This window comes from Knoellia sp. Soil729 (assembly GCF_001427985.1).
Classification (GTDB): domain Bacteria; phylum Actinomycetota; class Actinomycetes; order Actinomycetales; family Dermatophilaceae; genus Knoellia.
Genome location: NZ_LMSA01000003.1, coordinates 206,311 through 228,080, shown reverse-complemented (window position 1 = coordinate 228,080; position 21,770 = coordinate 206,311). Strand labels below are relative to the sequence as shown.

The 21,770-nt window shown below is 70.3% G+C and carries 27 protein-coding genes and 1 tRNA gene; 11 read left to right on the top strand and 17 right to left on the bottom strand.

Features of this window, described 5'->3' with window-relative positions; genetic code table 11:
- Positions 1-18: 18 nt before the first annotated feature.
- Positions 19-483 carry a MarR family winged helix-turn-helix transcriptional regulator gene (locus tag ASG74_RS12850; RefSeq protein ID WP_156465408.1) on the bottom strand — a complete coding sequence of 155 codons (465 nt, stop codon included), beginning with the start codon at positions 481-483 and terminating at the stop codon, positions 19-21.
- A 190-nt stretch (positions 484-673) separates the two neighbouring features.
- Between ASG74_RS12850 and ASG74_RS12845 the strand changes: the two genes are divergently transcribed.
- Positions 674-1,951, top strand: a complete 1,278-nt coding sequence (locus ASG74_RS12845) for an MFS transporter (protein WP_056144135.1) — start codon at positions 674-676, stop codon at positions 1,949-1,951.
- A gap of 40 nt (positions 1,952-1,991) precedes the next feature.
- Positions 1,992-2,837, top strand: coding sequence for a RecB family exonuclease (locus tag ASG74_RS12840; protein ID WP_056144132.1), 846 nt, complete (start codon positions 1,992-1,994; stop codon positions 2,835-2,837).
- Here ASG74_RS12840 and ASG74_RS12835 read toward each other — a convergent pair.
- Positions 2,766-3,473 (bottom strand): HAD family hydrolase, encoded by a 708-nt coding sequence (locus ASG74_RS12835; protein ID WP_056144130.1) that lies wholly within the window; start codon positions 3,471-3,473, stop codon positions 2,766-2,768. The two genes, ASG74_RS12840 and ASG74_RS12835, sit on opposite strands and share 72 nt — an antisense overlap.
- Positions 3,474-3,521: 48 nt before the next feature.
- On the opposite strand from ASG74_RS12835, the gene ASG74_RS12830 reads away from it, so the two are divergent.
- On the top strand, positions 3,522-4,367 hold the full coding sequence (locus ASG74_RS12830) for a PAC2 family protein (protein WP_056144127.1): 846 nt from the start codon (positions 3,522-3,524) through the stop codon (positions 4,365-4,367).
- Positions 4,368-4,394: 27 nt separating this feature from the next.
- Here the strand turns inward: ASG74_RS12830 and mshC are convergent, their stop codons facing one another.
- The 8 genes from mshC to ASG74_RS12790 are packed head-to-tail and all read right to left on the bottom strand — an operon-like array spanning position 4,395 to position 10,237.
- Positions 4,395-5,639, bottom strand: coding sequence for a cysteine--1-D-myo-inosityl 2-amino-2-deoxy-alpha-D-glucopyranoside ligase (mshC, locus tag ASG74_RS12825; protein WP_082569730.1), 1,245 nt, complete (start codon positions 5,637-5,639; stop codon positions 4,395-4,397).
- A 23-nt stretch (positions 5,640-5,662) separates the two neighbouring features.
- Complete coding sequence (locus tag ASG74_RS12820) at positions 5,663-6,451, bottom strand: SCO1664 family protein (protein ID WP_056144122.1); 789 nt, start codon at positions 6,449-6,451, stop codon at positions 5,663-5,665.
- 6 nt (positions 6,452-6,457) lie between these two features.
- On the bottom strand, positions 6,458-6,967 hold the full coding sequence (locus ASG74_RS12815) for a DUF3090 domain-containing protein (protein WP_056144120.1): 510 nt from the start codon (positions 6,965-6,967) through the stop codon (positions 6,458-6,460).
- Positions 6,968-6,976: 9 nt separating this feature from the next.
- Entirely contained in the window at positions 6,977-7,708 is a 732-nt protein-coding gene (locus tag ASG74_RS12810) for an energy-coupling factor ABC transporter ATP-binding protein (protein WP_056144117.1), read from the bottom strand.
- Positions 7,705-8,418, bottom strand: coding sequence for a cobalt ECF transporter T component CbiQ (gene cbiQ / locus ASG74_RS12805; RefSeq protein WP_235498947.1), 714 nt, complete (start codon positions 8,416-8,418; stop codon positions 7,705-7,707). Before cbiQ ends, ASG74_RS12810 begins: the two co-directional genes overlap by 4 nt.
- A 49-nt stretch (positions 8,419-8,467) precedes the next feature.
- The gene (locus tag ASG74_RS12800; RefSeq protein WP_056144104.1) at positions 8,468-8,797 is read right to left on the bottom strand and encodes a PDGLE domain-containing protein; all 330 of its coding nucleotides are present in this window, start codon (positions 8,795-8,797) and stop codon (positions 8,468-8,470) included.
- Positions 8,794-9,486, bottom strand: coding sequence for an energy-coupling factor ABC transporter permease (locus tag ASG74_RS12795; RefSeq protein WP_056144102.1), 693 nt, complete (start codon positions 9,484-9,486; stop codon positions 8,794-8,796). The genes ASG74_RS12800 and ASG74_RS12795 overlap by 4 nt, the downstream gene beginning before the upstream one ends.
- 52 nt (positions 9,487-9,538) lie before the next feature.
- Positions 9,539-10,237, bottom strand: a complete 699-nt coding sequence (locus tag ASG74_RS12790; protein ID WP_235498945.1) for an MSMEG_4193 family putative phosphomutase — start codon at positions 10,235-10,237, stop codon at positions 9,539-9,541.
- 28 nt (positions 10,238-10,265) lie between these two features.
- Here ASG74_RS12790 and ASG74_RS12785 point away from each other — a divergent pair, with 28 nt between their 5' ends.
- Entirely contained in the window at positions 10,266-11,249 is a 984-nt protein-coding gene (locus ASG74_RS12785; protein WP_056144095.1) for a magnesium and cobalt transport protein CorA, read from the top strand.
- Between the two features lie 18 nt (positions 11,250-11,267).
- Here the strand turns inward: ASG74_RS12785 and ASG74_RS12780 are convergent, their stop codons facing one another.
- Genes ASG74_RS12780 through ASG74_RS12770 form a run of 3 tightly spaced genes read right to left on the bottom strand, consistent with a single transcriptional unit; the run spans position 11,268 to position 13,660 of the window.
- The gene (locus tag ASG74_RS12780; RefSeq protein ID WP_056144092.1) at positions 11,268-12,149 is read right to left on the bottom strand and encodes an undecaprenyl-diphosphate phosphatase; all 882 of its coding nucleotides are present in this window, start codon (positions 12,147-12,149) and stop codon (positions 11,268-11,270) included.
- Complete coding sequence (locus ASG74_RS12775) at positions 12,146-13,219, bottom strand: LLM class F420-dependent oxidoreductase (RefSeq protein ID WP_056144089.1); 1,074 nt, start codon at positions 13,217-13,219, stop codon at positions 12,146-12,148. The genes ASG74_RS12780 and ASG74_RS12775 overlap by 4 nt, the downstream gene beginning before the upstream one ends.
- Before the next feature lie 48 nt (positions 13,220-13,267).
- A complete protein-coding gene (locus ASG74_RS12770; protein WP_056144087.1) occupies positions 13,268-13,660 on the bottom strand; it encodes a hypothetical protein in 393 nt (130 codons plus the stop codon).
- A gap of 39 nt (positions 13,661-13,699) precedes the next feature.
- Between ASG74_RS12770 and ASG74_RS12765 the strand changes: the two genes are divergently transcribed.
- On the top strand, positions 13,700-13,885 hold the full coding sequence (locus ASG74_RS12765) for a DUF5703 family protein (RefSeq protein ID WP_056144765.1): 186 nt from the start codon (positions 13,700-13,702) through the stop codon (positions 13,883-13,885).
- Positions 13,886-13,889: 4 nt separating this feature from the next.
- Here ASG74_RS12765 and ASG74_RS12760 read toward each other — a convergent pair whose 3' ends face one another.
- Positions 13,890-15,218 (bottom strand): M20/M25/M40 family metallo-hydrolase, encoded by a 1,329-nt coding sequence (locus tag ASG74_RS12760; RefSeq protein WP_056144084.1) that lies wholly within the window; start codon positions 15,216-15,218, stop codon positions 13,890-13,892.
- A 10-nt stretch (positions 15,219-15,228) separates the two neighbouring features.
- Positions 15,229-15,900, bottom strand: a complete 672-nt coding sequence (locus ASG74_RS12755; protein ID WP_056144081.1) for a TetR/AcrR family transcriptional regulator — start codon at positions 15,898-15,900, stop codon at positions 15,229-15,231.
- A gap of 44 nt (positions 15,901-15,944) precedes the next feature.
- Between ASG74_RS12755 and ASG74_RS12750 the strand changes: the two genes are divergently transcribed.
- The 4 genes from ASG74_RS12750 to ASG74_RS12735 all read left to right on the top strand — a co-directional run bounded on the left by ASG74_RS12750 (position 15,945) and on the right by ASG74_RS12735 (position 18,036).
- Positions 15,945-16,358, top strand: a complete 414-nt coding sequence (locus ASG74_RS12750; protein ID WP_235498944.1) for a nuclear transport factor 2 family protein — start codon at positions 15,945-15,947, stop codon at positions 16,356-16,358.
- Positions 16,355-16,825, top strand: a complete 471-nt coding sequence (locus ASG74_RS12745) for a hypothetical protein (protein WP_056144076.1) — start codon at positions 16,355-16,357, stop codon at positions 16,823-16,825. Before ASG74_RS12750 ends, ASG74_RS12745 begins: the two co-directional genes overlap by 4 nt.
- 89 nt (positions 16,826-16,914) lie before the next feature.
- A tRNA-Leu gene (locus ASG74_RS12740) sits at positions 16,915-16,999 on the top strand.
- Between the two features lie 323 nt (positions 17,000-17,322).
- Positions 17,323-18,036 (top strand): sulfite exporter TauE/SafE family protein, encoded by a 714-nt coding sequence (locus ASG74_RS12735; protein WP_056144763.1) that lies wholly within the window; start codon positions 17,323-17,325, stop codon positions 18,034-18,036.
- 80 nt (positions 18,037-18,116) lie between these two features.
- On the opposite strand, the gene ASG74_RS12730 is transcribed toward ASG74_RS12735, so the two are convergent.
- Entirely contained in the window at positions 18,117-19,637 is a 1,521-nt protein-coding gene (locus ASG74_RS12730; RefSeq protein ID WP_056144073.1) for a serine/threonine-protein kinase, read from the bottom strand.
- A gap of 56 nt (positions 19,638-19,693) precedes the next feature.
- Between ASG74_RS12730 and ASG74_RS12725 the strand changes: the two genes are divergently transcribed.
- Both ASG74_RS12725 and ASG74_RS12720 read left to right on the top strand, forming a co-directional pair.
- Positions 19,694-20,458, top strand: a complete 765-nt coding sequence (locus ASG74_RS12725) for a HipA family kinase (RefSeq protein ID WP_056144760.1) — start codon at positions 19,694-19,696, stop codon at positions 20,456-20,458.
- Positions 20,455-20,832 carry a DUF3037 domain-containing protein gene (locus ASG74_RS12720; RefSeq protein WP_056144070.1) on the top strand — a complete coding sequence of 126 codons (378 nt, stop codon included), beginning with the start codon at positions 20,455-20,457 and terminating at the stop codon, positions 20,830-20,832. The genes ASG74_RS12725 and ASG74_RS12720 overlap by 4 nt, the downstream gene beginning before the upstream one ends.
- A 127-nt stretch (positions 20,833-20,959) precedes the next feature.
- Here the strand turns inward: ASG74_RS12720 and ASG74_RS12715 are convergent, their stop codons facing one another.
- Positions 20,960-21,769: a TrmH family RNA methyltransferase gene (locus ASG74_RS12715; protein ID WP_056144067.1), complete on the bottom strand. Its 810-nt coding sequence runs from the start codon at positions 21,767-21,769 to the stop codon at positions 20,960-20,962.
- Between the last annotated feature and the right edge of the window lies 1 nt (position 21,770).

Sequence of the window (21,770 nt, the reverse complement as noted above, 5' to 3'; positions counted from 1 at the left end):
CCCCAGAGCCGGTCGCGCTCAGTCCTCGCCGTCGTCCAGCCGGGCGATGACGGCCTCGAGCAGGCGGGCGAGCTCGGTGCGCTCGTCCACGTCCAGCCCCCGCAGCACGTCGCTCTCGACCACGTCGGACTCCCGGATCGACTCGGTGAAGAGCTCGCGCCCGTCCGCCGTCAGCGACACCAGTGTGCGGGTGCGGTTGTCCGGGTCCGGGTGGCGCTGGACCAGCCCGCGCTCGGTCATCTTGTCGAGCCGGTGCGTCATCGATGAGGGAGCCACGCTGGTGTGCTCGGCGAGCTGGCTCGGGGTCAGGCAGGCGTCACCAGCCAACGCGAGCGCAGCGACCACCGCCCACTCCCCCTGCGTGAGGTCGAGGTCCGCCAGCTGGCGCGCGTACCACTGGTCCAGCTTCTTGGTCACGCCGTAGAGCGCCGTGATGACCCGCTGGACCGACTCCTCGCCGCCGGCGGCGACGTAGGCCGCCACGGCATCACGGTGCCTCTGGGCGACGGACCTGCGGCGTGGGGGCATAACCCGATTCTCTCATGCGTTGTTCGAATGCTAACCTTTCGATCTCGAACATTCGAGATCGAACTATTCGGCATCGAAGCCGGCCTCTTGCGGGGCTCGGCAGGCCGGGCCCCTCCTCGTCTGCACCCGAAGGGTGGAATCCGCCATGCGCGCCAAGCTGCTCGTCCTCGCCTCGTCCCTCGGCATGCTTGGCTGGGGAGCGGTCCTGCCCTTCCAGTACGCGTATGCCGCGGACTCGCGCGGCTGGGGTGCGTTCGTCGCCGCTGCGGCCTCGTCCCTGTTCTCCGTCGGCGCCCTCGTTGCCGCCCCGGTGGCCGGCCGCCTCAGCGACCGCTTCAACCCGGTGACCGTGGCCGTGCTCTCCCAGCTGCTCGGCGCGCTCGGCGTCGGTGCCCTGGTGCTGGCCGACTCCTCGACGAGCTTCCTCGTCGGGATGTTCGTCTTCGGGCTGGGCCTGACCGCAGCCGTGCCGGCCAAGCAGGTCCTCGTGCTGCGCTGGGTCGACGGCAGCGACCGTCGCCGCATCTTCGCCTACAAGTTCACGGGCGAGGCCCTTGGCATGGCGGCCGGTGCCTACGTCGCCGGGCAGCTGGTGAACCTCAAGGACGTCGACGGCCTGGACATCGGGTTCCTCACTGCCGCAGCCGGATTCACGATCTCCTCATTGATCATTGCTCTGGCCGGGTGGGGCGCGGACCTCCACGCGGGCAGCGATGCCGACGTGGACGCGCGACCGAGCGTGCGCGGTTCGCTGGCAGCAGTCTTCGCCACGCCGGCCCTGCGGTGGACCGCCGTGGTCACCGTGACGCTTGCCCTGGGGTTCTATGCCCAGTTCGAGTCGGGGCTGCCGGCATACGGGATCACCGTCCTGGACGTCGACACTGCCGCCATCGGCTCCGCCGCCGCCGTCAACGCGATCGTCATCGTGGTGCTGCAGGTCATCGTCGTGAGACTGACGGCGCGCCGCAGTGCGCCGACACTCCTGATGGCCGTCGGCGGGATCTGGGTGCTCTCGTGGCTGGTGCTGTCGACGGCGCAGCTGGCGCCGGGCGTCGCCTCCGCGCTGTTCGTCACGACGTACGGCATCTTCGCGGTCGGGGAGACGATGTACAGCCCCGTCCTCAGCCCCCTCACCGCCTCCCTCGCGCCGCGTGGGATGGTCGGCCAGACCCTCGGCACGTTCGCGGCCCTGCAGACGACGTTCTCGGCGCTGGGGCCGCTCGTGGCCGGAGCGCTGCTGGGCGCCGGGCTCACGAACGGCTTCCTCGGCCTTCACCTGGGCATCAGCATGCTGGCCGTGTATGCCGCGTGGCGACTTCGCGGTGCCATGCGCTCGGCGTCCGCCCCCGTCAAGACCGCTGCGTCCGCGGATGTGGTCCCTCTGGCCACCACATCCGCAGACGCAAGGGGCGCGCAGGGGTGAGGTGCGGGCGGTGTCGGCGGCACGGCATACGGTGTCGTCCATGACTCCCGCACTGTCTCCGAGCCGCGCAGCGGACTTCAAGCAGTGCCCCCTGCTGTTCCGCTTCCGGACCATCGACAAGCTCGACGGGCCGCCCTCGCCGGCGGCCGCTCGCGGGACCCTGGTGCACGAGGTCCTCGAGCACCTCTTCGAGCTGCCGGCCGCCGAGCGCACGCCCGAGGCCGCCCTCGCCCTGCTCCAGCCGCGTTGGGCCAGCCTCGTGCAGGAGCGTCCCGAGCTCGCGACGATGATCGAGGACGATGAGAGCCTGACGCAGGACGGCTGGTTCAAGGACGCGGCAACGCTGGTCGAGCGGTGGTTCACCCTCGAGAACCCCCAGTGGCTCGAGCCCGCAGAGCGAGAGCTCTACGTCGAGACCGAGGTGGACGGCCTCACCCTGCGCGGCTACGTCGACCGGCTCGACATCGCGCCCGACGGCGCCATGCGCGTGGTCGACTACAAGACCGGTCGCTCACCGCGCGAGGCGTTCGAGGGCAAGGCGCTGTTCCAGATGAAGTTCTATGCGCTCGTGCTCTGGCGCCAGCGCGGAGTCATCCCCAAGCTGCTCCAGCTGGTCTACCTCGGCAACGGCGAGATCGTGAGATACGAGCCCGACGAGCACGACCTGCTGGGCCTCGAGCGCAACGTGCAGGCCGTGTGGCAGGCCATCGTGCGGGCCAGCGAGACGGGGGACTGGCGGCCGCGCGTGTCCAGGCTGTGCGACTGGTGCGACTTCAAGGAGCTCTGCCCCGAGTGGGGCGGCACTCCCCCGCCCCTACCCGTTGACGCGGGGCGCCTCGTCCTCGACCCGAGCGTCACCGGTGAGGCGCTCGTCGGCGACGACTGACACGAGGTCCTGCGGGGTCAGGCCGCGCAGGCTCGGCAGCTGGACGGCCCCTCGGGTGATGGGCACGGGGACGACGTGCGGGACCGCGATGGTCGGCACGCCTGCGGCCACGGCCGAGCGCACACCGGTCGGTGAGTCCTCGATGGCGATGCAGTCGCTGGCCTTCACCCCGACCAGGCGGGCGGCGGCGTGGTAGGGCTCGGGGTGAGGCTTGCCGTGCTCCACCTCGTCGCCGGTGACGAGCGCGGCGAACGTCCCCTCGGGCAGGGCCTCGACGACCGCCATGGCGAGCGACCGCCACGACATCGTGACGAGGACGTTGGGCACCCCTGCCTCGACGAGGGCGGCGAGCAGCTCGCGCGCACCCGGGCGCCACGGCACGTGCTCGCGCACCTGGGCCGTGACGCGCACGAGGAGCTCGTCGATGATGCGCTCCGGCTCCCAGCTGATCGGTGAGTTGTCCCGGATGAACTCGGCGCTCACCATGAGGTCGTTGCCGACGAGCTGGTGCGCGTACTCCTCCGACCACACGCCTCCGTGCTCCTCGACGATGGCATGCTCGGCCGAGATCCAGTAGGGCTCGGTGTCGACCAGGGTTCCATCCATGTCCCAGAGAACCGCGGCAGGCAACGTCATGCGAGGAGTCTACGAATAGGGTGGAGTGCTACCCACGAGGAGGACACGTTGATCGAGCTCGACGACCTGCCCGAGCTGGAGAATGCCGTGATGATCGCGGCCTTCGAGGGCTGGAACGACGCCGGCGAAGCAGCCAGCGGCGTCATCGAGCACCTGGCCCAGCTCTGGGATGCGGAGCCGGTCGCGGCGCTCGATCCCGAGGACTACTACGACTTCCAGGTCAACCGCCCCCGCGTGCTCAGCGAGGGGGGTCAGCGCCGGATCAGCTGGCGCACGACGCGCATCCTCGTGGCCACCAACACCTCCATCGGGCGCGACGTCGTGCTGGTGCAGGGCGTGGAGCCCTCGTTCCGCTGGCGCACGTTCGCCATCGAGCTCATGGAGCTGGCCCAGGCCGCCGACGTGACCACCGTCATCACCCTCGGCGCCCTGCTCGCCGACGTGGCGCACACCCGACCGATCCAGGTCACCGTGAGCTCGGACAACGAGGACACGAGGCACCGCCACGACATCGAGGCGAGCACCTACGAGGGCCCCACGGGCATTGTCGGAGTGATCGCCGACGCCGCGGTCCAGGTCGGGGTGAGCTCGCTCTCGGTGTGGGCCGCCGTCCCGCACTACGCCCACCACACCCCCTCGCCCAAGGCCACCCGTGCCATGGTCTCCAGGCTCGAGGAGCTCCTCGACGGGCCCATCGACCACGGCTCGCTCGACGACGACGCGCGTGCCTGGGAGAACGGGCTCGACGTGCTGGCCGCCGAGGACTCCGAGGTCGCCGAGTACGTCGAGTCGCTCGAGCAGGCGCAGGACACCGCCGAGCTGCCCGAGGCCAGCGGCGACGCCATCGCCAAGGAGTTCGAGCGCTACCTCAGGAAGCGCCGCTCCGACGAGTGAGGCTGGGGCCGCGCTCCTGCACGGTGCTCAGACCCGCACTCCCAGCAGCGCATCGAGGGTGCGGGACAGGACGCCGGGGGCCGAGACATCGTCGCCACCCGAGCGCAGCGTCTGGTCGGCCCAGGCATCGACGGCCCCGAGGGCACGCGGAGCATCCAGGTCGTCGGCCAGTGCCGAGCGGATGGCCGCGACGGTGTCGTCCGCGGACGGGGCCGTGTTGACCGACAGGGCCTCGCGCCAACGGTCCAGCCGCGCCTGGGCGGTGGTCAGCAGGTCGGGGGTGTAGTCCCAGTCCGACCGGTAGTGCTGTCCCAGCAGGACGAGGCGGATCGCCATGGGGTCCACACCCGACTCCCGCAACCTGGAGACGAGCACGAGGTTGCCGCGCGACTTGCTCATCTTGTGCCCGTCCAGGCCGACCATGCCGGCGTGGGCATGGAGGTCGGCGTAGGTCTCCACCCCGACGGCACGGGCCTGCGCGACGGTCATCTCGTGGTGCGGGAAGATGAGGTCGGACCCTCCCCCGTTGATGTCCATGGGGACGCCGAGGCGGTCGAGGGCGATGGCCGTGCACTCGACGTGCCACCCCGGACGACCCGCCGGCAGGCCCTCGAACTCCCATGACGGCTCACCCTCACGGGCGGCGCGCCACAGCAGTGGGTCGAAGGCCCCTCGCTTGCCCGGGCGGTCGGGGTCGCCACCACGGTCGGCGAAGACCGCGAGCATCTGCTCGCGCGTCCACCCCGACACCTCGCCGAAGCCGGGGACCTGGGCGAGGTCGACATAGAGGTCCGGTCCCTGCGCATCGTCGTTGTCCAGCTCGTATGCCGTCCCGCTCGCGATCGTGCGTCGCACGAGGTCCGCGATGGTCGGCAGTGCCTCCACCACCCCGACATAGTCGTCGGGCGGGATGACCTGCAGAGCGGTCATGTCCTCGCGGTAGAGGTCTGCCTCGGCGACGGCGAGGTCGCGCCAGTCGATGCCGTCGCGTGCCGCGCGCTCGAGGAGGGGGTCATCCACATCGGTGACGTTCTGGGTGTAGTGCACCTCGTGCCCGTTGTCGCGCAGCACGCGGCCCACGAGGTCGAACGCGACGTAGGTCGCAGCGTGCCCGAGGTGCGTCGCGTCGTACGGCGTGATGCCGCAGACATAGAGCCGCGCGACGGGGCCGGGGTCGACCTCGCGCAGGGTCCCGGAGCTGGTGTCGTGCAGCGTGAGGGCCACTCCGTCCCCGGGGATGGCGGGCAGGAACGGAGGCGGCCACGAGATCACGCTCGAAGCCTACGTCGGACCCGTCAGAGGGCGGGCCACGGGATGGCCGGCCAACCCGGGCGGGGCAGGGGGTGACGACGCTCGGCGAGCAGGTGCTCGGCCCGGTCGGCCAGCGCCGCGACCTCGTCCTCCGTGAGGAGGGCGGACAGCTGTTGCGCGAACATCTCCCCCGCCAGGGCGTCACGCACGCGCTCAACCCGGGTGAGGTCCTCCGCTGGGATCTCCTGACCGGCCCAGCCCCAGAGCACGGTGCGCAGCTTGGGCTCCACGCCCAGGCTCACGCCGTGGTCGACGCACCAGACGGCATCGTTCATCCGCAGCAGGTGTCCGCCCTTGCGGTCGGAGTTGTTGATGAGGGCGTCGAAGACGGCGGCGGTGCGCACGGCAGGGTCCATCGCATGGGCCACGACGACCTCCTCCCCCTCCGGGGTCTCACCGCGCAGGACCTCGCGCCACCCGTGCGGCACCTCGTCCGGTGACACGACGTCCACCACGAGGTCCGGCGCGACGTCCGGCTCGCCGACCCACTCCTGGGTTGCGGCCAGACCCCAGGGGCCCTCGTGCAGGACGGTGGCAGGGACGACGCCGAAGCCTCCCGCCTCGCTGATGAGGTAGGCCGCCCGCTCCCGTCCTGCGAGCGTCCCGTCGGGGTAGTCCCACAGCGGTCGCTCGAGCGCCACGGGCTTGTGGATCGCGAGCCGTGACTCCTCGTCCAGGGTCACGCGCACGAGCACCGCCCCGTTGGACGACTCCAGAACCCGCCCGAGGAGCGTGACCTCACCGCCCTCGAGGAGGGCCTCGACATGTGCCACGTCGCTTCAGCGCTTGTAACCGTTGGAACGCGGGCAGATGTGGCCCTCGGGGTCCAGGGCCTGACCACAGAAGGGACACGGGGGTCGGCCGGCGGCGACGAGGGCCTGGCAGCGCCGGGCGAAGGCCCGGGCCAGCGTGGGGTCGAGCACCACGCGCACGGTGTCGGCCGGCTCGTCCTCCTCGGGGTCGCGGTCGTGGCACTCGATGACGATGCTGCTGCGGTCCTCGTCCCACGCCAGGCTGACGGTGTCGACGCGGAACTCGTCCTCGATCGGTGTCTCGAGGGCCTCGGTGTCGGCATGGTGCTCCGCCACGGCGTCGGAGCCCTCCGGCCCGCCGACGGTGTCGAGCAGGTCCGAGATGCGGTCGGCGAGGATGCTCACCTGGACCTTCTCGATCGACACGGACACGAGCCGGCCCCCGCCCCGGGCCTGCAGGAAGAAGGTGCGACCCCCGGGCGGGCCGACGGTGCCGGCGACAAAGCGCTCTGGCGGGTCGAAGTCACTGATCGCCATGGCCGCAGACTAACCCGTGAAGCCCCACGGGAGCTCGAGGCGGTGGGCCCGGAGGAGGCCGACGTCGTCGAGGATCGCGCGGGTGGGACCGTCCGCAGCGACGACGCCGTCGGACAGGATGACCGACCGCTCGCACAGCTGGAGGGCGAAGGGCAGGTCGTGCGTCACCATGAGCACGGTGACGTCGAGCGACTGGATCAGCTCGCCCAGCTCACGCCGCGAGGTGGGGTCGAGGTTGGACGACGGCTCGTCGAGCACGAGGATCTCGGGCTCCATGGCGAGGACCGAGGCGATCGCGACACGGCGCCGCTGGCCGAAGGAGAGGTGGTGCGGAGCCCGGTCGGCGAACTCGCCCATGGCCACGGCCTCGAGCGCCTTGGCGATCCGGGCCTCGAGAGCCTCCCCACGCAGACCGAGGTTGGCCGGCCCGAACGCCACGTCGTCGCGCACGGTCGGCATGAACAGCTGGTCGTCGGGGTCCTGGAAGACGATGCCGACCCGGCGGCGGACCTCGAGGTGGTTCTCGCGCACGACCGGCATCCCGGAGACCGAGACCGAGCCGGCACCCGCCTCGAGGATGCCGTTGAGGTGGAGCACGAGGGTGGTCTTGCCTGCCCCGTTGGGCCCGAGCAGGGCGACCCGCTCCCCCCGGTGCACATGGAGGTCGACACCGAACAGCGCCTGGTGACCGTCGGGATACGCAAAGGCCAGGCCGCGCACGTCGAGGACCGGGGTGGTCATGCGGCGTGGACCCAGACGAGGGCGAGGAGGGCGAGCACGGTCGGTGCCAGGCCACGCGCCCAGTCACGGCGGTCGGCCTCGAGCGGGTCGGTGACGGGCATGCGGCCGTCGTAGCCGCGAGACATCATCGCGAGGTGGACCCGCTCACCGCGCTCGTAGCTGCGGATGAAGAGCGCACCCGCGCTCGACGCGATGACGGGCCAGCCGCCGAGCGACCGGGGTGCGAAACCCCGGGACTCGCGAGCGACCTTCATGCGCTGCGACTGCGATCCGACGACACCGAGGTATCGCACCATGAACGCCAGGATCTGCACGAGGCGGTCCGGGACGTGGAGGTGCTGCAGCGCCCGCACGAGGTCGCGGCTCGACGTGGTCGTCGCGAACGCGATCGCCATGAGGCAGCTCGTGGTCGCCGTGAGCAGCAGCACGATGCTCGCCGCCACACCATCGTGCGACACCGTGAACGGACCCACCTCGCGGGTCGGGCCGGTCGCCACGAACGGCAGGACGAGCGCAAAGACCACGAACGGCGTCTCGACGACGAGTCGGGCGAGGACGTGGCGCCACCGGACCCGGGTGAGGCCCACGACGGCGAGGGCGGTCAGGAGCATGGCGACCCGCGCCAGGTGTGCCTCACGAGGCAGCGCCACCACCAGCAGGATGAAGCTCACCAGCGCGACGAGCTTGACGTGCGCCGGCAGACGGTGCACGAGCGAGTCACCCTCGATGTGGAGGTGCGACCCGAGGCCGGCTCCCACCTCAGGCGTCGTCGCGGGGGCCGCGACGGCGAAGCAGGTGCATCAGGCCGAAGGCGAGAACCGCCACGACGAGGACCCCGACGAGCCCTGCCAGCCCTCCGGAGAGCCGGGCGTCGTGGACCCCGGCGGTGCCGTAGCCGGCGAACGGCGAGTCGGAGCTGGCGTGCTGCCCGGCGGAGTCGGTGAAGCCGAGGCGGTGGGCGACGAACTCGAGCCCGTCCGGGTGGCTCGAGGCCCAGAACGACACGACCGTGGCCAGCAGCAGGCAGACGCCGAGTCCGATGAGGACGAGTCGCTTCGTGGAGACGTGGACGCGGGGCGATGGGTTCATGCGCGAGCGTCCGTCCGGATCTCCAGTGCTCTGGCATGGACCAGGCTCCGGGCTCCGTGCACCAGGTCTGGGCGCGTGGCGATGATGCTGCCCACGGCAAGGAAGGTGATGAACCCCTCACCCAGGCCGATGAGCGTGTGCCAGCCCACCATGGCAGCCACGAGCTCCCCGAGCGGGATCGGTGCACGTCCACCCACGGCATACAGCAGGGTGAAGGCCAGGGCGGCCACCGGGACGGAGGCGAAGGCCGCCACGCCCGCGAGCGCGGGCACCGCGGCGAGCCCTCGCGACCGGACCAGACGGCGCAGGGAGGTGAAGACAGCCCAGCCGGCCCACACCCCCACGAGACCCATGAGCGTGATGTTGGTTCCCAGCGCCGTGATCCCGCCGTCGGCGAAGAGCAGCGCCTGCACGGTCAGCACGACGGTGAGGCACAGGGTCGCGGTCCACGGTCCGACGAGCACGGCGGCGAGCGTGCCACCCAGGAGGTGACCCGAGGTGCCCGCTCCCACCGGGAAGTTGAGCAGCTGCGCCGCGAAGACGAAGACGGCCACCAGTCCGGCCAAGGGGGCGGTGCGGTCGTCGAGCTCACGGCGGGCCCGGCTCAGCGCCAGGCCGACGCCTGCCGCGGCCACGACGGCGGTCGCCATCGACGTGGGTGCGTCGAGGAACCCGTCGGGAACGTGCACCGGTGACCCTCCTGGCTGTGCGGCTTGTTGCTCATTGTTTGCAACAAGAACTCTAGCCGGTGCCTCCGCCGATGGTGTTGTCGCCGGCGGGCACATCCTTGGCTGCGCCCTGGTGCGTCCTGATGGCTCCCCCGGACGAGTTCACCGCCATCACCATCGACCGGCCTCCCGACCACCGGACGACCGACACGGACGCGGGATCCACGTGGACCCGCTGCAGGCCGGCAAGGCCTGCTCCCATCGCGTCGGCCAGGACCGCCTTGATCGGGTCACCGTGGCTCACCGCCACCCACACGGCGTCCGGTCCGCGCTCGGCCTCGACCTCGGCGTCGATGCGGCGGACCGTCGAGGTGATGCGTTCGGCCATCTCGGCCAGCGACTCGGCGGCGTAGTGCTCGCTGTCCGGGAAGCGCGCCGTCGAGGGGTCGTCCTGCACGGTGCGCCACAACGGCTCCGAGACGAGCTCGGCGATCGGCCGCCCCGTCCACGCGCCGTAGTGGCACTCCCCCAGGTCGTCGACCACCTCGGCGCTCGCGCCGGGCAGGAGCAGGCTGGCCGTCTCGCGGCAGCGCTGCAGCGGGCTCGTGACCAGGCGTGCCACGTCGGTGCCGGCGTCGGTCAGCCGGGAGGCCAGCCGGCCCACGTCGGTGCGGCCGCGGTCGGTCAGGCCCACCCCCTCGGACCATCCCGCGAGGACGGCGTCGGCGTTGGCGGTCGAGTGTCCGTGTCGCACGAGCAGGAGCAGAGCCACGGCGTCCACTGTAGGCAAGGATGGGCCGGTGATCATCGACAAGGCTCTGTATCGGGACGGCAAGCGGGGGTCGTGCGGCGACCTCAGCGACGAGCTCGACGCGTTGAGGGCCGAGGGCACCCACACCGACTTCCTCTGGATCGGCCTCAAGGACCCGTCGATGGAGGAGCTCGAGCTCGTCGACAGCGAGCTCGGTCTCGAGCTGCACCCCCTCGCCATCGAGGACGCCGTCAACGGGCGCCAACGCGCCAAGATCGAGCTCTACGGCAACAGCATCTTCGTCGTCCTCAAGACGCTGAGCTACATCGAGGCCACCTCGGACATCGAGACCGGCGAGCTCATGGTCCACGTCGGCGAGCACTTCGTGCTCACCATCCGGCGCGGCGAGCTCAGCCCGTTGGCAGGCGTTCGCAAAGCGCTCGAGGACCAGCCGGAGAAGCTGGCACTCGGCCCGATGGCCGCGCTGCACGCCATCATCGACCGCGTCGTCGACGAGTACCGCCGCATCGACGTCGAGGTCGCCCGCGACGTGGACGAGATCGAGGAGGCCGTCTTCTCCGACGGGCTCGTCTCCTCGGAGGCGATCTATCGCCTCAAGCGCGAGGTGCTCGAGTTCCGACGGGCGATCACTCCCCTCATCACGCCGGTGCAGATGCTCCACACGAGCCCCCGGTCCCCGGTGACGTCCGACGAGCTGCGGCTGCAGTTCCGTGACGTCGACGACCACCTGCACTTCGTCGCCGACCGCATCGAGTCCTACGACCGGTTGCTGACCGATGTCCTCAGCGCCAACCTCGCCAAGATCTCGGTGCAGCAGAACTCCGACATGCGCAAGATCTCGGCGTGGGTTGCCATCGCGGCGGTGCCCACGATGATCGCCGGCATCTATGGGATGAACTTCGACAACATGCCCGAGCTGCACTGGCACTACGGCTACTTCGTCGCGGTCGCGCTCATGGCATCCGCCTGCCTGGAGCTGTACCTGACCTTCAAGAGGGTGAAGTGGCTCTGACCGTGCTCGGGCTCCGCGTCAGGTCGCGGTGATCCAGCCGGCGCCGAGCGCCAGGAACATGAAGGCACCGAGGACGACGCGGTAGACGATGAACCACAGGAGCGAGTTGCTCTGGACGAACCTCAGCAGCCACGCGATCGATGCGTAGGCCACGATGAAGGCCACGACGATGCCGGTGAGGATCGGACCGACTCCGAGGGTCTTCAGGCCCTCGAGGTTGCCCAGCGTCTCGTAGATGCCGGCACCGGTGAGCGCTGGGATCGCCAGGAAGAAGGACAGCTCGGTCGAGGTCACCCGGTCGATGCCGCGCATGAGGCCGGCCGAGATCGTGGCCCCGGAGCGCGAGACGCCGGGGATGAGCGAGAAGCACTGCACGAGCCCGATGACGAGACCGTCCCTGATGGTCAGGGCGTCCTCTCCACGTTGCGCGCCCGCCTTGGCCAGGACGTCGTGGCGCCGCTCGGCGACCCACATCACCGCGCTCCAGAGGATGAGCGCACCGGCCACGACCCACAGGCTGCGCAACGGACCCGAGATGAGGTCCTTGAGCAGGAGCGCGACGACCACGACCGGGACCGACCCGACGATGACGGCCCAGGCGAGCTGGTAGTCGTGGTGCTCGCGTGCCGGCGCGCTGCGCAGGCCCCCCACCCAGGCGAGGAGGAGGCGGAGGATCTTCCTGCCGAAGTAGGTGAACGTCGCGAGGATCGCGCCGATCTGGATCAAGGCCGTGTATGCCGTGATCGCGTCCGCGTCCACGGGCAGTCCGAGGAGCTTCTCGGTGATCGTGAGGTGGCCCGTGGACGAGACCGGGAGGTACTCGGTGAGGCCCTCGACGATGCCGAGGACGACGGACTGGACGTAGCTGAGCGCGACTGGGAGGTCGACGGCGGGGATCACGTGGTGGGGGCTTCCTCGGTGGTGGACGGGACGAGCTCGGACATGACACGCAGGGTCTCGAGCCGCCCCTCGATGGTCGGCGCGAAGGGTGACACACCCAGGGTGGTGACCCCGGCCTCGGCATAGCGGCCGATGCGCTCACCGATCCGCTCGGGCGAGCCGAGAAGTGCGGTCGCGTCGATGAACTCGAAGGGCACGGCCGCAGCGGCGTCCCTGTGCTGCCCGGCGAGGAACAGCTCCTGGACGCGCGCAGCCTCCGCCTCGAAGCCCATGCGGCAGGCGAGCTGGTTGTAGAAGTTCTTCTCCCTCGACCCCATGCCCCCGATGTAGAGCGCGGAGTAGGCGGCCACCGCCGCAGCGCCCGCCTCGACGTCCTCGGTGACGACGACCGGCACGGTGGGCACGATGTCGAAGCCGGCCAAGGGGTTGTCTTCCGTGCCCTTGCCCGCCGCCCGGCGTCCCGTCGCGATGGAGGCGATGATGTCGCCGGAGTGCTCGGGTGAGAAGAAGATCGCGAGCCAACCGTCCGCGATCTCCCCGGTGAGCTCGAGGTTCTTGGGTCCCACCGCAGCCAGGTAGATGGGCAGGTGCTCCTGGGTCGGGGCGATGGTCAGCTTGAGAGCCTTGCCGGGACCGTCGGGCAGGGGCAACGTGAAGTGCTCCCCGGCATACTCGACTCGCTGGCGCGCCAGCGCCTGACGGACGATCGCGACGTACTCGCGCGTGCGGCCCAGAGGCTTGCCGAACCGCACCCCGTGCCAGCCCTCGCTGACCTGGGGTCCGGAGACACCGAGGCCGAGGCGGAAACGCCCCGCGGAGAGGTGGTCCAGCGTCGCGGCGGTCATCGCCGTCATGGCGGGGGTGCGGGCCGGGATCTGCATGACGGCTGCGCCCAACCCGATCCGCTCGGTGGTGGCACCGATCCAGGCAAGGAAGCTCACCGTGTCGCTGCCGTAGGCCTCCGCCACCCAGGCCGAGTCGTAGCCGAGGCGGTCGGCCTCGGCCGCGAGCGTGAGCATGTCCTGGCTCGAAGACAGGCCCATGTAGCCCAGGTTCACCGCAAGTCGCATGGCGCCAACCGTAGTCGCGGCGCCCGGCTCGAACGGCACCGAGGTGGCTCAGCGCCCCCGCGTGTCCGGGCTGCCGGAGGTGGCGTCGGGCCCGGAGCCGGAGGCGGTGTGGTCGGACTCGTCGTCGAAGTCCTCGTCGTCGAGGCCGGCGTAGACGCCATCGTCGTCGTCGTCGTCATCGTCGAGGTCCTCGTCACCCCCGTCGCCGTCCTCATCCTCGTCGTCGTCGTCGCCGTCGTCACCCGTGTAGACGTCCAGCGGCGTCATCTCGCCGAAGGCCTCGTAGAGGGCGTTGTCATAGGTCTCGAAGGCGTCGAGCAGGTCGTCGTAGGCGGCGGCCACCTGGGGGTCGTCGTCACCGCGCCGGCCGGCGCAGGACTCGAGGTGACGTTCGAAGGCGGAGACGAGGAGGGACAGGGCGGCTCGCGGGTCGGCGCTCATAGTCCAGAACGGTAGCGCCTCATGCTCCACAATGGGTCGATGGTCGAATATGAGTATCGGGTCCTGTCGTTCGGACGCGAGACCCGCCGGGGCGACATCCGCCGCGAGCTCACCGAGCACGCGGAGTACGGCCACTGGGAGCTGCACCGGACCCGCATCTACATCGGTGGCGTGACGCGAACCTGGTTGCGCCGCAGGATCATCCGCGCCCGCCGCGCGTCCTGACCCCTCAGCTGGTCTCGATCAGCCGTTGCAGCACGCGGGCACCGAAGCGCAGCGACTCGACCGGCACCCGTTCGTTGATGCCGTGGAACATCGGGGCGAAGTCCAGGTCGGCCGGAAGGCGCAGCGGCGCGAAGCCGTAGCCGGTGATCCCGAGCAGGGAGAGCGCCTTGTTGTCGGTACCCCCCGACAGGCAGTAGGGCAGGACCTCCGCCTCCGGGTCCTCCGCCTTGAGGGCCGCCACCATCGCCTCCACGAGCGGCCCCTCGAAGGGCGAGTCCAGAGCAATGTCCCGGTGCAGGACCTCGATCTCGACGTGCTCGCCGACGAGGTCCTTCAGGGTCTGCATGAGGTCGTCCTCATGACCGGGCAGGAAGCGGCAGTCGACGTTGGCGCTGGCGTGCTGCGGGATGACGTTGTGCTTGTAGCCCGCGTCGAGCATCGTCACGTTGCTCGTGTCCTGGAGCGTTCCTCGGACGAAGCCCTGGGCGCCGCCGAGGTGCTCGAGGAGGTCCTCGGCGTCCTCGTCGGAGTAGCTCACGCCGGTGAGCTCGCTCAGGCCGTCGAGGAGCGTGCGCACGGACGGGATGTACTCGCGGGGCCACTTGTGGGCGGCAAGCCGGCTGATGGCCTCGGCGAGTCGCGCGATGGGGTTCTCGTCGTTGGGCACCGAGCCGTGCCCGGCGCGACCGGTGGCGGTGAGGCGGATCCAGGCGATGCCCTTCTCGGCCGTCTGCAAGAGGTAGGCCCGCTTCTCCCCACCGTCGGCCGTGGGCACGGTGACGCTGTAGCCACCGACCTCGCTGATCGCCTCGGTGACACCCTCGAACAGGTCTGGGCGGGCCTCGACGAGGTAATGCGACCCCTTGACTCCCCCGGCCTCCTCGTCGGCGAACATCGCGATGACGAGGTCGCGGGGCGGGACGATGCCCTCACGGGCGATGTGTCGGACGCACGCGATGACCATGGCGTCCATGTCCTTCATGTCGACGGCGCCCCGGCCCCAGATGCACCCGTCCTTCTCGAGACCCGAGAAGGGGTCGACCTCCCAGTCCTTGGCGTCGGCCGGCACGACGTCCAGGTGGCCGTGGATGCACAGGGCTCCCCGCTCACGGTCGCGGCCCGGGATGCGCACGACGACGGAGGCGCGACCGGGGTCGGACTCGACGATCTCGGGATCCAGGCCCACCTCACGGAAGAGCTCAGCGACGTGGTCCGCCGCCACCCGCTCCCCGGGGCCGGAGCCGTCACCGTAGTTGGACGTGTCGATCCGGATGAGGTCCTGGCAGATGCCGACGACCTCGTCCTCGGGGCGGCTCTTCGTGGTCTGCGTCATGCCTTCCAGACTAGGTGACCCGTCGTCCCCGCTCCTCGAACAAGAGCAAGGACCGCACCATGCGGGTCACCTGGGAGCTGTACCTCTCGATCGACCAGCCGCGTTGTCGGACCAGCAGGTCGTAGGTCTCCGGCGACGTGGCGAGCCAGAGAACGTCCCGTGCCTCCTCCACGGACACGTGCGCGGCAAGGTGCTGGGCGTCAGCAAGCGCGCGGGCGTTGTCCGCCATCCTTGCGAGCCGCTGTCCCGCCACCTCGTCGCGCAGCTCGCGGGCATCTGGGTGGGCGGCTGCGGCGTCGTTGAGCACGATGAGCAAGGGCAGGATGCGCGGTGCCACCTCGACGACGAGCTGCTGCCAGCCTTCGAGAACCTCGACCACGCTGCCACCGGCGTGCAGGGCGTCCGAGCGTTCCTCGGCCGGGGTCACGCCGGAACCCCGCAGCGCTCGCTGACACAGGGCACGCAGGAGACCGACCTTGCCCTCGTAGCACTTGTAGACCGTGGCCGGCGAGACCTGCGCCTCGCGCGCGATCGATGCCACCGTCGTGGGTCCGTAGCCGTCACGCAGGAACAGACGCTCAGCGACGTCGAGCGTGGCTTCCCTGCGGGCATCGGAACGCTCGCGACGGCGGGTCGCGTCGTATCGTCGCGAGGCATTGACCCCGGTGTCATGGACGTTCATACTGAATTCATTCTAGCCGTTTTGAACGAATCCAGGTGATGGACATGGGCGAGCAGCTCATCTCCCGGCTCTGCGCCTCCGTCGTGGCGCACGACCTCGACACCCTCGTCGACTGCTTCTCCGAGGACTACCGCAACGAGACACCGGTCCACCCGGCTCGAGGGTTTGCGGGAAGGGCCCAGGTCCGGGCCAACTGGCGCACGATGTTCGAGGAGATGCCCGACCTCTGCGCTGAGGTGCTCCGCACGTCGGTCACTGGCAGTGACGTGTGGTCGGAGTGGGAGATGCGCGGCACACGGTCCGACGGAAGCCTGCACCTGATGCGTGGGGTCGTCATCTTCGGTGTCGGTCACGAGCGCATCGGCTGGGCACGGTTCTACCTCGAGCCGGTCGACCCAGGTGCTGGTGATGTCAACGCTGCCGTGGCAGAGGTCGTGGCGCTGCCGAGCCAGCCATGAGTGCTCCTGTCGTCGATGTGCTGCCGCCGCCGACACTGCTGCGGTTGCTGAACCCGACGCTGCGCTGGGCGCTCCGCACTCCACTGGGCCGCGGAGCCGCAGGTTTGGCACTGCTGCAGTTCACTGGCCGACGCACCGGTCGCGACTACCGGGTCCCCGTGATCTGGCGCGAGCTGGACGGGACGCCCTTCGTCCTCACCCCCGCTCCGTGGCGCGCGAACTTCGCCGGTGGCGCCCAGGTCCTCGTACACCACCGGGGGCGAAGCCACCCGATGCTCGCAACCCTGGACGGCGACGCGGAAGCCGCAGCCCGCGCCGTGCGCGGTCTGCTGGCGCGCGGAGTTCCTGACAAGCAGCTGGGGATGCGGATCAGCGCGGACCACACGGTCGACACCGAGGACATGAGGCGCCTGGACCGACGGGTCATTCGGTTCACGGAGCGGGTGCCGGAGCCCCGTTCCCCGTGAGCCGGGGACCGATTTCTCGATGGACCGGTATGCCGTGTAAAGTTCCGGCACGTTGCAGGCACCGCTTCGCGAGGCCTTGCAGCCACCTCGTCCGGGTGGCGGAAATGGCAGACGCGCTAGCTTGAGGTGCTAGTCCTCGTATAGAGGGTGGGGGTTCAAGTCCCCCCTCGGACACAGAGTGCGCCCCGAGTTCCTGCAGGTCAGGAGCTCGGGGCGCTTCTTGTTGCCGCTCGTCTGACCCTTCTGTGATACCCGCCGTGATCCTTGGGCTGCTCGGCATGACGACCGCTCCTCCCGGTCGATGGTCGCATCCTCGACCAGTTGCTCAGGAAGCACGTCGTAGTTCTTCACCAGGGTGCTTGGGGCCCGTGGTACGCGTCCATGGCCGCACCGGCGCGCCACCGTGGCGCGGGAAAGGTTGGCGGCCACATGATGGGACCTCGAATCCACATATCGTGACAGGACAAGGGGTGTGCGGGGTGCTGGTCGTGGGGCTGATGGTGCTGGCCGCGTTCATCATCGGGTTCAGCAAGACCGCCCTCGGTGGTCTTGCGGTCGTCGCAGTCGCAATCTTTGCGAGCATCATGCCGACCAAGGAGTCCACGGCGGCGATCCTCGCCGTCCTCCTGGTCGGCGACGTCGTCGCGTGCTGGCACTACCGGCGGGATGCCGACTGGGCCCTCATCCGCCGCCTCCTGCCTGCCGTGATTCCGGGGCTGGTCCTGGGCGCCCTGTTCCTGCGGAGCGTCGACGACACCGTGCTGCGGCGCTCGATCGGTGTCGTCCTTCTGATCCTGGTCATTCTGCAGGTGTGGGTCAGGACACGTGTGGGGGCCACCGTGTCGTCCGCCCACCACCGACCCGCTGCGGCATGGTCCGCAGGAACGGCCTCGGGCTTTGCCACGATGACGGCCAACGCGGCCGGCGCTGTCATGGCCCTTTACCTCTCGGCGTCCGGGATCGACAAACGCCGGTTCGTCGGGACCAACGCATGGTTCTTCCTCATCATCAACATCACGAAGCTTCCCTTCTCCATCGCTCTCGGCCTGATGAGCTGGGCTGACGCTCAGAGGGCCGTCCTCCTCGCACCCGCCGTGCTCGGGGGTGGACTTCTGGGCTACTGGACCATCGCACGGATCAGCCAGGCCCGGTTCGACGTGGCGGTCCTCGTCGCAAGCGGGGTGGCTGCGGTCGCCCTCATCGTCCCCTGACCTGTCTCAGGAACTGGTGGCCGCCAGGCCCCCGCCGAGGTCGGGCTGCCTCCTGTGTGGGGTGCCCCGCGGTGGCTGGGTCAGGCGGTGAAGGCGGCGGCCGCGTCCTGGAGATCGGCGAGCGGACCATCGAGCTGAGCCCGGCCGGGCCCGGACAGCTTCTCCTCCTCCGCGGCCTTCGTGAGCTCGGACTCGATGTCGTCCACCTTCGACCTGACCCCCTGTGCGTCGCCCTTGCGTACGTCCTTGTCGACGTCCCGCAGCAGCGCCTGGACGGTCTTGGCGACGTCGGGGCTGAGGTCGTCCGGCGAGAGGCTCTTGACGGCATCCCCCAGGGCCGCGCTGGCGTCGGTGACCGGCTGGGCCGTGTCGGGCGGAGTCGACGCCGCAGTCGGGCTCGTCGTGGGTGTTGTCTGCTCGGTCACCGTGGTGGTGGATTTCGGTGTCGAGGGCCTCGGTGCCGGTGTGGAGGGCTGGGGCGCAGGGGTGTCGGAGGGTGACTGCGAGACCTGCGAGGTCGGCGTGTCCACCGGGGTGTTCGCCGGCGTGTCCGGCGTGCCGTCACGGTCCTGCAGGGCGAGGTATATCCCCGCAGCAGCCAGGGCTGCCCCGAGAAGGAGCAGCCAGAGCCAGGCACGCGAGCGGCGCGGCTCCCGCACCGGTTCAGACGTCTCGTATGCCGGCCCCTGCCACTCGTCCGGTCGGGGTGCCACTGCAGTGGGCGGGGTCGCCACAGCCGCGGCGGGCAGCACCTCGGTCAGGGCCGGTGCACGGTGCGAGCGCAGCAGGTCGGCAACCTCCCGCCCCGACTGTGGTCGGTCAACGGGGTCCTTGGCGAGCAGCGCAGCGACGAGGGCGGCGAGGTCCGCAGGCGTCTCCGGCCTTGCGCCGCGCACGTCCGCCGGGACGTCGTGGGCGTGCTTCATCAGGATCGCGACCGGGGTGTTTGCGGTGAAGGGCGGCTTGCCGGTGAGCAGGGTGGTGAGCACGCAGCCGAGGGCGTAGAGGTCGGCCCTGGCGTCGACCCGCTGCCCGGTCGCCTGCTCGGGCGCGAGGTACTCGGCCGTGCCGACGATCGTGTCCGTCATCGTCAGCTGGTGGTGCCCCAGCGCCTCGTCGACGATCTGGGTGATGCCGAAGTCGAGGACCTTCACGGTGCCGTCGGCGGCATACGAGATGTTGGCCGGCTTGATGTCGCGGTGCACGATGCCGGCGTCGTGCGCTGCCTGCAGCGCGCCGGCCACCTCATAGCCGATGGTGCGCACCTCGTCGACGGGCAGCGGGCCGGAGTCGCGCACCTCCTCACCGAGCGTGGGTCCGGGCAGCAGCTCCATGACGAGGAAGGCGGTCTGGTCCTCGACGCCCGTGTCATAGACGGTGACGATGTGCGGATGGTTGAGCATCGCGGTGGCGCGTGCCTCGCGGCGGAAGCGTTCGCCGGCGTTGTCACTGTCCGGCCCGGTGAGGTCGAGCGTCTTGACGGCCACCTCACGACCGAGCATCTCGTCCTCGGCCCGCCAGACGACGGCCATGCCGCCCCGCCCCAACGGTGCACCCAGTCGGTAGCGGCCGCCGAGCAGCCGCCCTTGCGTGGTGCTCATGCATCTCCTCGGGTCGACGTCCGCCCCGACCCTAGCCCCTCACGTAGCCTGTGACCGTGCTCCCCCACATCACCGCGACGAGGTTCGTCACGCCCCTGCGCGAGGGCGGGTCGCTGCCCGGGATCGTCGAGGCGTCCGACGACGGCACCTACGTCGTGAAGTTCCGTGGAGCCGGACAGGGGCTCAAGGTCCTCGTCGCCGAGGTCATCGTCGGGGAGCTCGCCCGGCGGCTCGGCATCCGTATCCCCGAGATGGCCGTCATCGACATGCCTACTGCCATCGCGCGCTACGAGGCCGACGAAGAGGTCCAGGACCTGCTCAACGCCAGCCCGGGAGACAACCTCGCTGTGGACTTCCTCCCCGGGTCCTTCGGCTACGACGGCTCGCGGCCGCCCAGTCCGCACGAGGCCGCCGACATCGTCTGGCTCGACGCGTTCACGGCCAACGTCGACCGCACGTGGTCCAACCCCAACCTCCTCGTCTGGCACCGCAAGGTGTGGGCGATCGACCACGGGGCGGCCATCTGGTTCCACCACTCGTGGCCGTCGCGGGGGCCTGATGCGTCGCGTTTCGCGTCCCAGCCGTTCGACTCCTCCGAGCACGTGCTCGGTGACGTCGCCGGGGACCTCGCCGCTGCCCACGACCGTGCCACCGCCGTCCTCACGCCGGAGGTGCTGACCGAGGTGGTGGCCCTCGTGCCCGACGAGTGGCTCGAGCCGGCACCCGGCCTCGAGGACACAGAGGCCGTGCGCCACGCCTACGTCGAGCACCTCACTCGGCGCCTCGAGAACGCCAGCGCCTGGTGGGAGGCCGCGTCATGAGCCACCCCTACCAGTACGTCGTCCTCAGGTGCGTCCCGCGCGTCGACCGCGGTGAGTGCCTCAACGTCGGCGTCGTGCTCTTCTCCCAGTCGGCCGGCTTCCTGCGAGCGGCCTGCCACGTCGACACCGACCGGCTGCGGGCCTTCGCACCCGACCTGGACATCGAGGCCGTGACCGCCTCGCTCGCCGTCGTCGACGACGTGTGCGCGGGCACCGACGGTGGTGGGCGTCCGCGCCTGGCGACCCCCGGCAAGCGCTTCGGCTGGCTCAGCGCTCCGCGCAGCACGGTCATCCAGCCCTCCGGTGTCCATGGCGGGACGGCGGAGGATCCGGAGTCGGAGCTGCAGGCGCTGCTGGAGCGACTGGTCCGTTGATGATGAACAGTCGCGTAGGTCTCTGACGTCACCCTTCCGTCGGCACCGTGCATGTCGTTGTCGCTGAGGCATGCCGTTGCAGCGCCATGCACGAGCGAGAACGACATGCGCCAGCGGGAACTGCAGGTCAGCGGGGGCGCAGGGCCCAGGCGGCCACCGCGCCCGCCGCGGCGACGTTGAGCGAGTCCACTCCCCCGGCCATCGGGATCGTGACGACGACGTCGGCACCCTGGACCGTGCGCCGGCTGAGGCCGTCCCCCTCGGTGCCGAGCACGAGCGCCAGGCGCTCCGGCGGGTCGGCGGCCAAGGCGTCCAGGCTCACTGCGCCCTCCGACAGCGCGAGGGCTGCCACACGGAACCCGTTCTCCCGCAACAGGTCCATGCCCGCCGGCCAGGGGTCGATGCGCGTCCACGGCACCTGGAACACGGTGCCCATGGACACCCTGATCGCACGCCGGTAGAGCGGGTCGGCGCAGCGAGGAGTCACGAGGACCGCGCCCACCCCGAGGCCGGCCGCACTCCGGAAGATCGCACCCACGTTGGTGTGGTCGACGACGTCCTCGATGACGAGGACGCGCCGAGCGTCCGCGACGACCTCGTCCACCGGTCGCAGGTCGGGTCGCTGCATCGACGCCAGGGCGCCACGGTGCAGGTGGAACCCCGTGAAGCCCTCGATGACGTCGTGGTCGGCCACGAAGACGGGTATGCCGTCTCGTTCCGCGTCCGCGACGAGGTCACCGAGGTCGGTGAGCCAGCGCTCGGCCATGAGGTAGGACCTCGGGCGGTGGCCGGCGGCGAGTGCTCGCCTGATGACCTTCTCGGACTCGGCGATGTAGAGGCCGCGCTCGGGCTCGGTGCGCCGTCGCAGCGCCACGTCGGTCAGGGAGACGTAGTCGCGGACGCGGTCGTCGCTCGGGTCGGTGATCCGGGTGGGCACG

Excerpts from the sequence above, each read along its gene's own strand:
- ASG74_RS12735 (WP_056144763.1), top strand. The coding sequence starts at position 17,323 with ATGGTGCTGGCCGCGTTCATCATCGGGTTCAGCAAGACCGCCCTCGGT.
- ASG74_RS12745 (WP_056144076.1), top strand. The coding sequence starts at position 16,355 with ATGAGTGCTCCTGTCGTCGATGTGCTGCCGCCGCCGACACTGCTGCGG.
- ASG74_RS12800 (WP_056144104.1), bottom strand. The coding sequence starts at position 8,797 with ATGAACCCATCGCCCCGCGTCCACGTCTCCACGAAGCGACTCGTCCTC.
- ASG74_RS12750 (WP_235498944.1), top strand. The coding sequence starts at position 15,945 with ATGGGCGAGCAGCTCATCTCCCGGCTCTGCGCCTCCGTCGTGGCGCAC.
- ASG74_RS12755 (WP_056144081.1), bottom strand. The coding sequence starts at position 15,900 with ATGAACGTCCATGACACCGGGGTCAATGCCTCGCGACGATACGACGCG.
- ASG74_RS12815 (WP_056144120.1), bottom strand. The coding sequence starts at position 6,967 with ATGGCGATCAGTGACTTCGACCCGCCAGAGCGCTTTGTCGCCGGCACC.
- ASG74_RS12810 (WP_056144117.1), bottom strand. The coding sequence starts at position 7,708 with ATGACCACCCCGGTCCTCGACGTGCGCGGCCTGGCCTTTGCGTATCCC.
- ASG74_RS12770 (WP_056144087.1), bottom strand. The coding sequence starts at position 13,660 with ATGAGCGCCGACCCGCGAGCCGCCCTGTCCCTCCTCGTCTCCGCCTTC.
- ASG74_RS12730 (WP_056144073.1), bottom strand. The coding sequence starts at position 19,637 with ATGAGCACCACGCAAGGGCGGCTGCTCGGCGGCCGCTACCGACTGGGT.
- ASG74_RS12835 (WP_056144130.1), bottom strand. The coding sequence starts at position 3,473 with ATGACGTTGCCTGCCGCGGTTCTCTGGGACATGGATGGAACCCTGGTC.
- ASG74_RS12845 (WP_056144135.1), top strand. The coding sequence starts at position 674 with ATGCGCGCCAAGCTGCTCGTCCTCGCCTCGTCCCTCGGCATGCTTGGC.
- ASG74_RS12775 (WP_056144089.1), bottom strand. The coding sequence starts at position 13,219 with ATGCGACTTGCGGTGAACCTGGGCTACATGGGCCTGTCTTCGAGCCAG.
- ASG74_RS12760 (WP_056144084.1), bottom strand. The coding sequence starts at position 15,218 with ATGACGCAGACCACGAAGAGCCGCCCCGAGGACGAGGTCGTCGGCATC.
- ASG74_RS12720 (WP_056144070.1), top strand. The coding sequence starts at position 20,455 with ATGAGCCACCCCTACCAGTACGTCGTCCTCAGGTGCGTCCCGCGCGTC.
- ASG74_RS12840 (WP_056144132.1), top strand. The coding sequence starts at position 1,992 with ATGACTCCCGCACTGTCTCCGAGCCGCGCAGCGGACTTCAAGCAGTGC.
- ASG74_RS12765 (WP_056144765.1), top strand. The coding sequence starts at position 13,700 with ATGGTCGAATATGAGTATCGGGTCCTGTCGTTCGGACGCGAGACCCGC.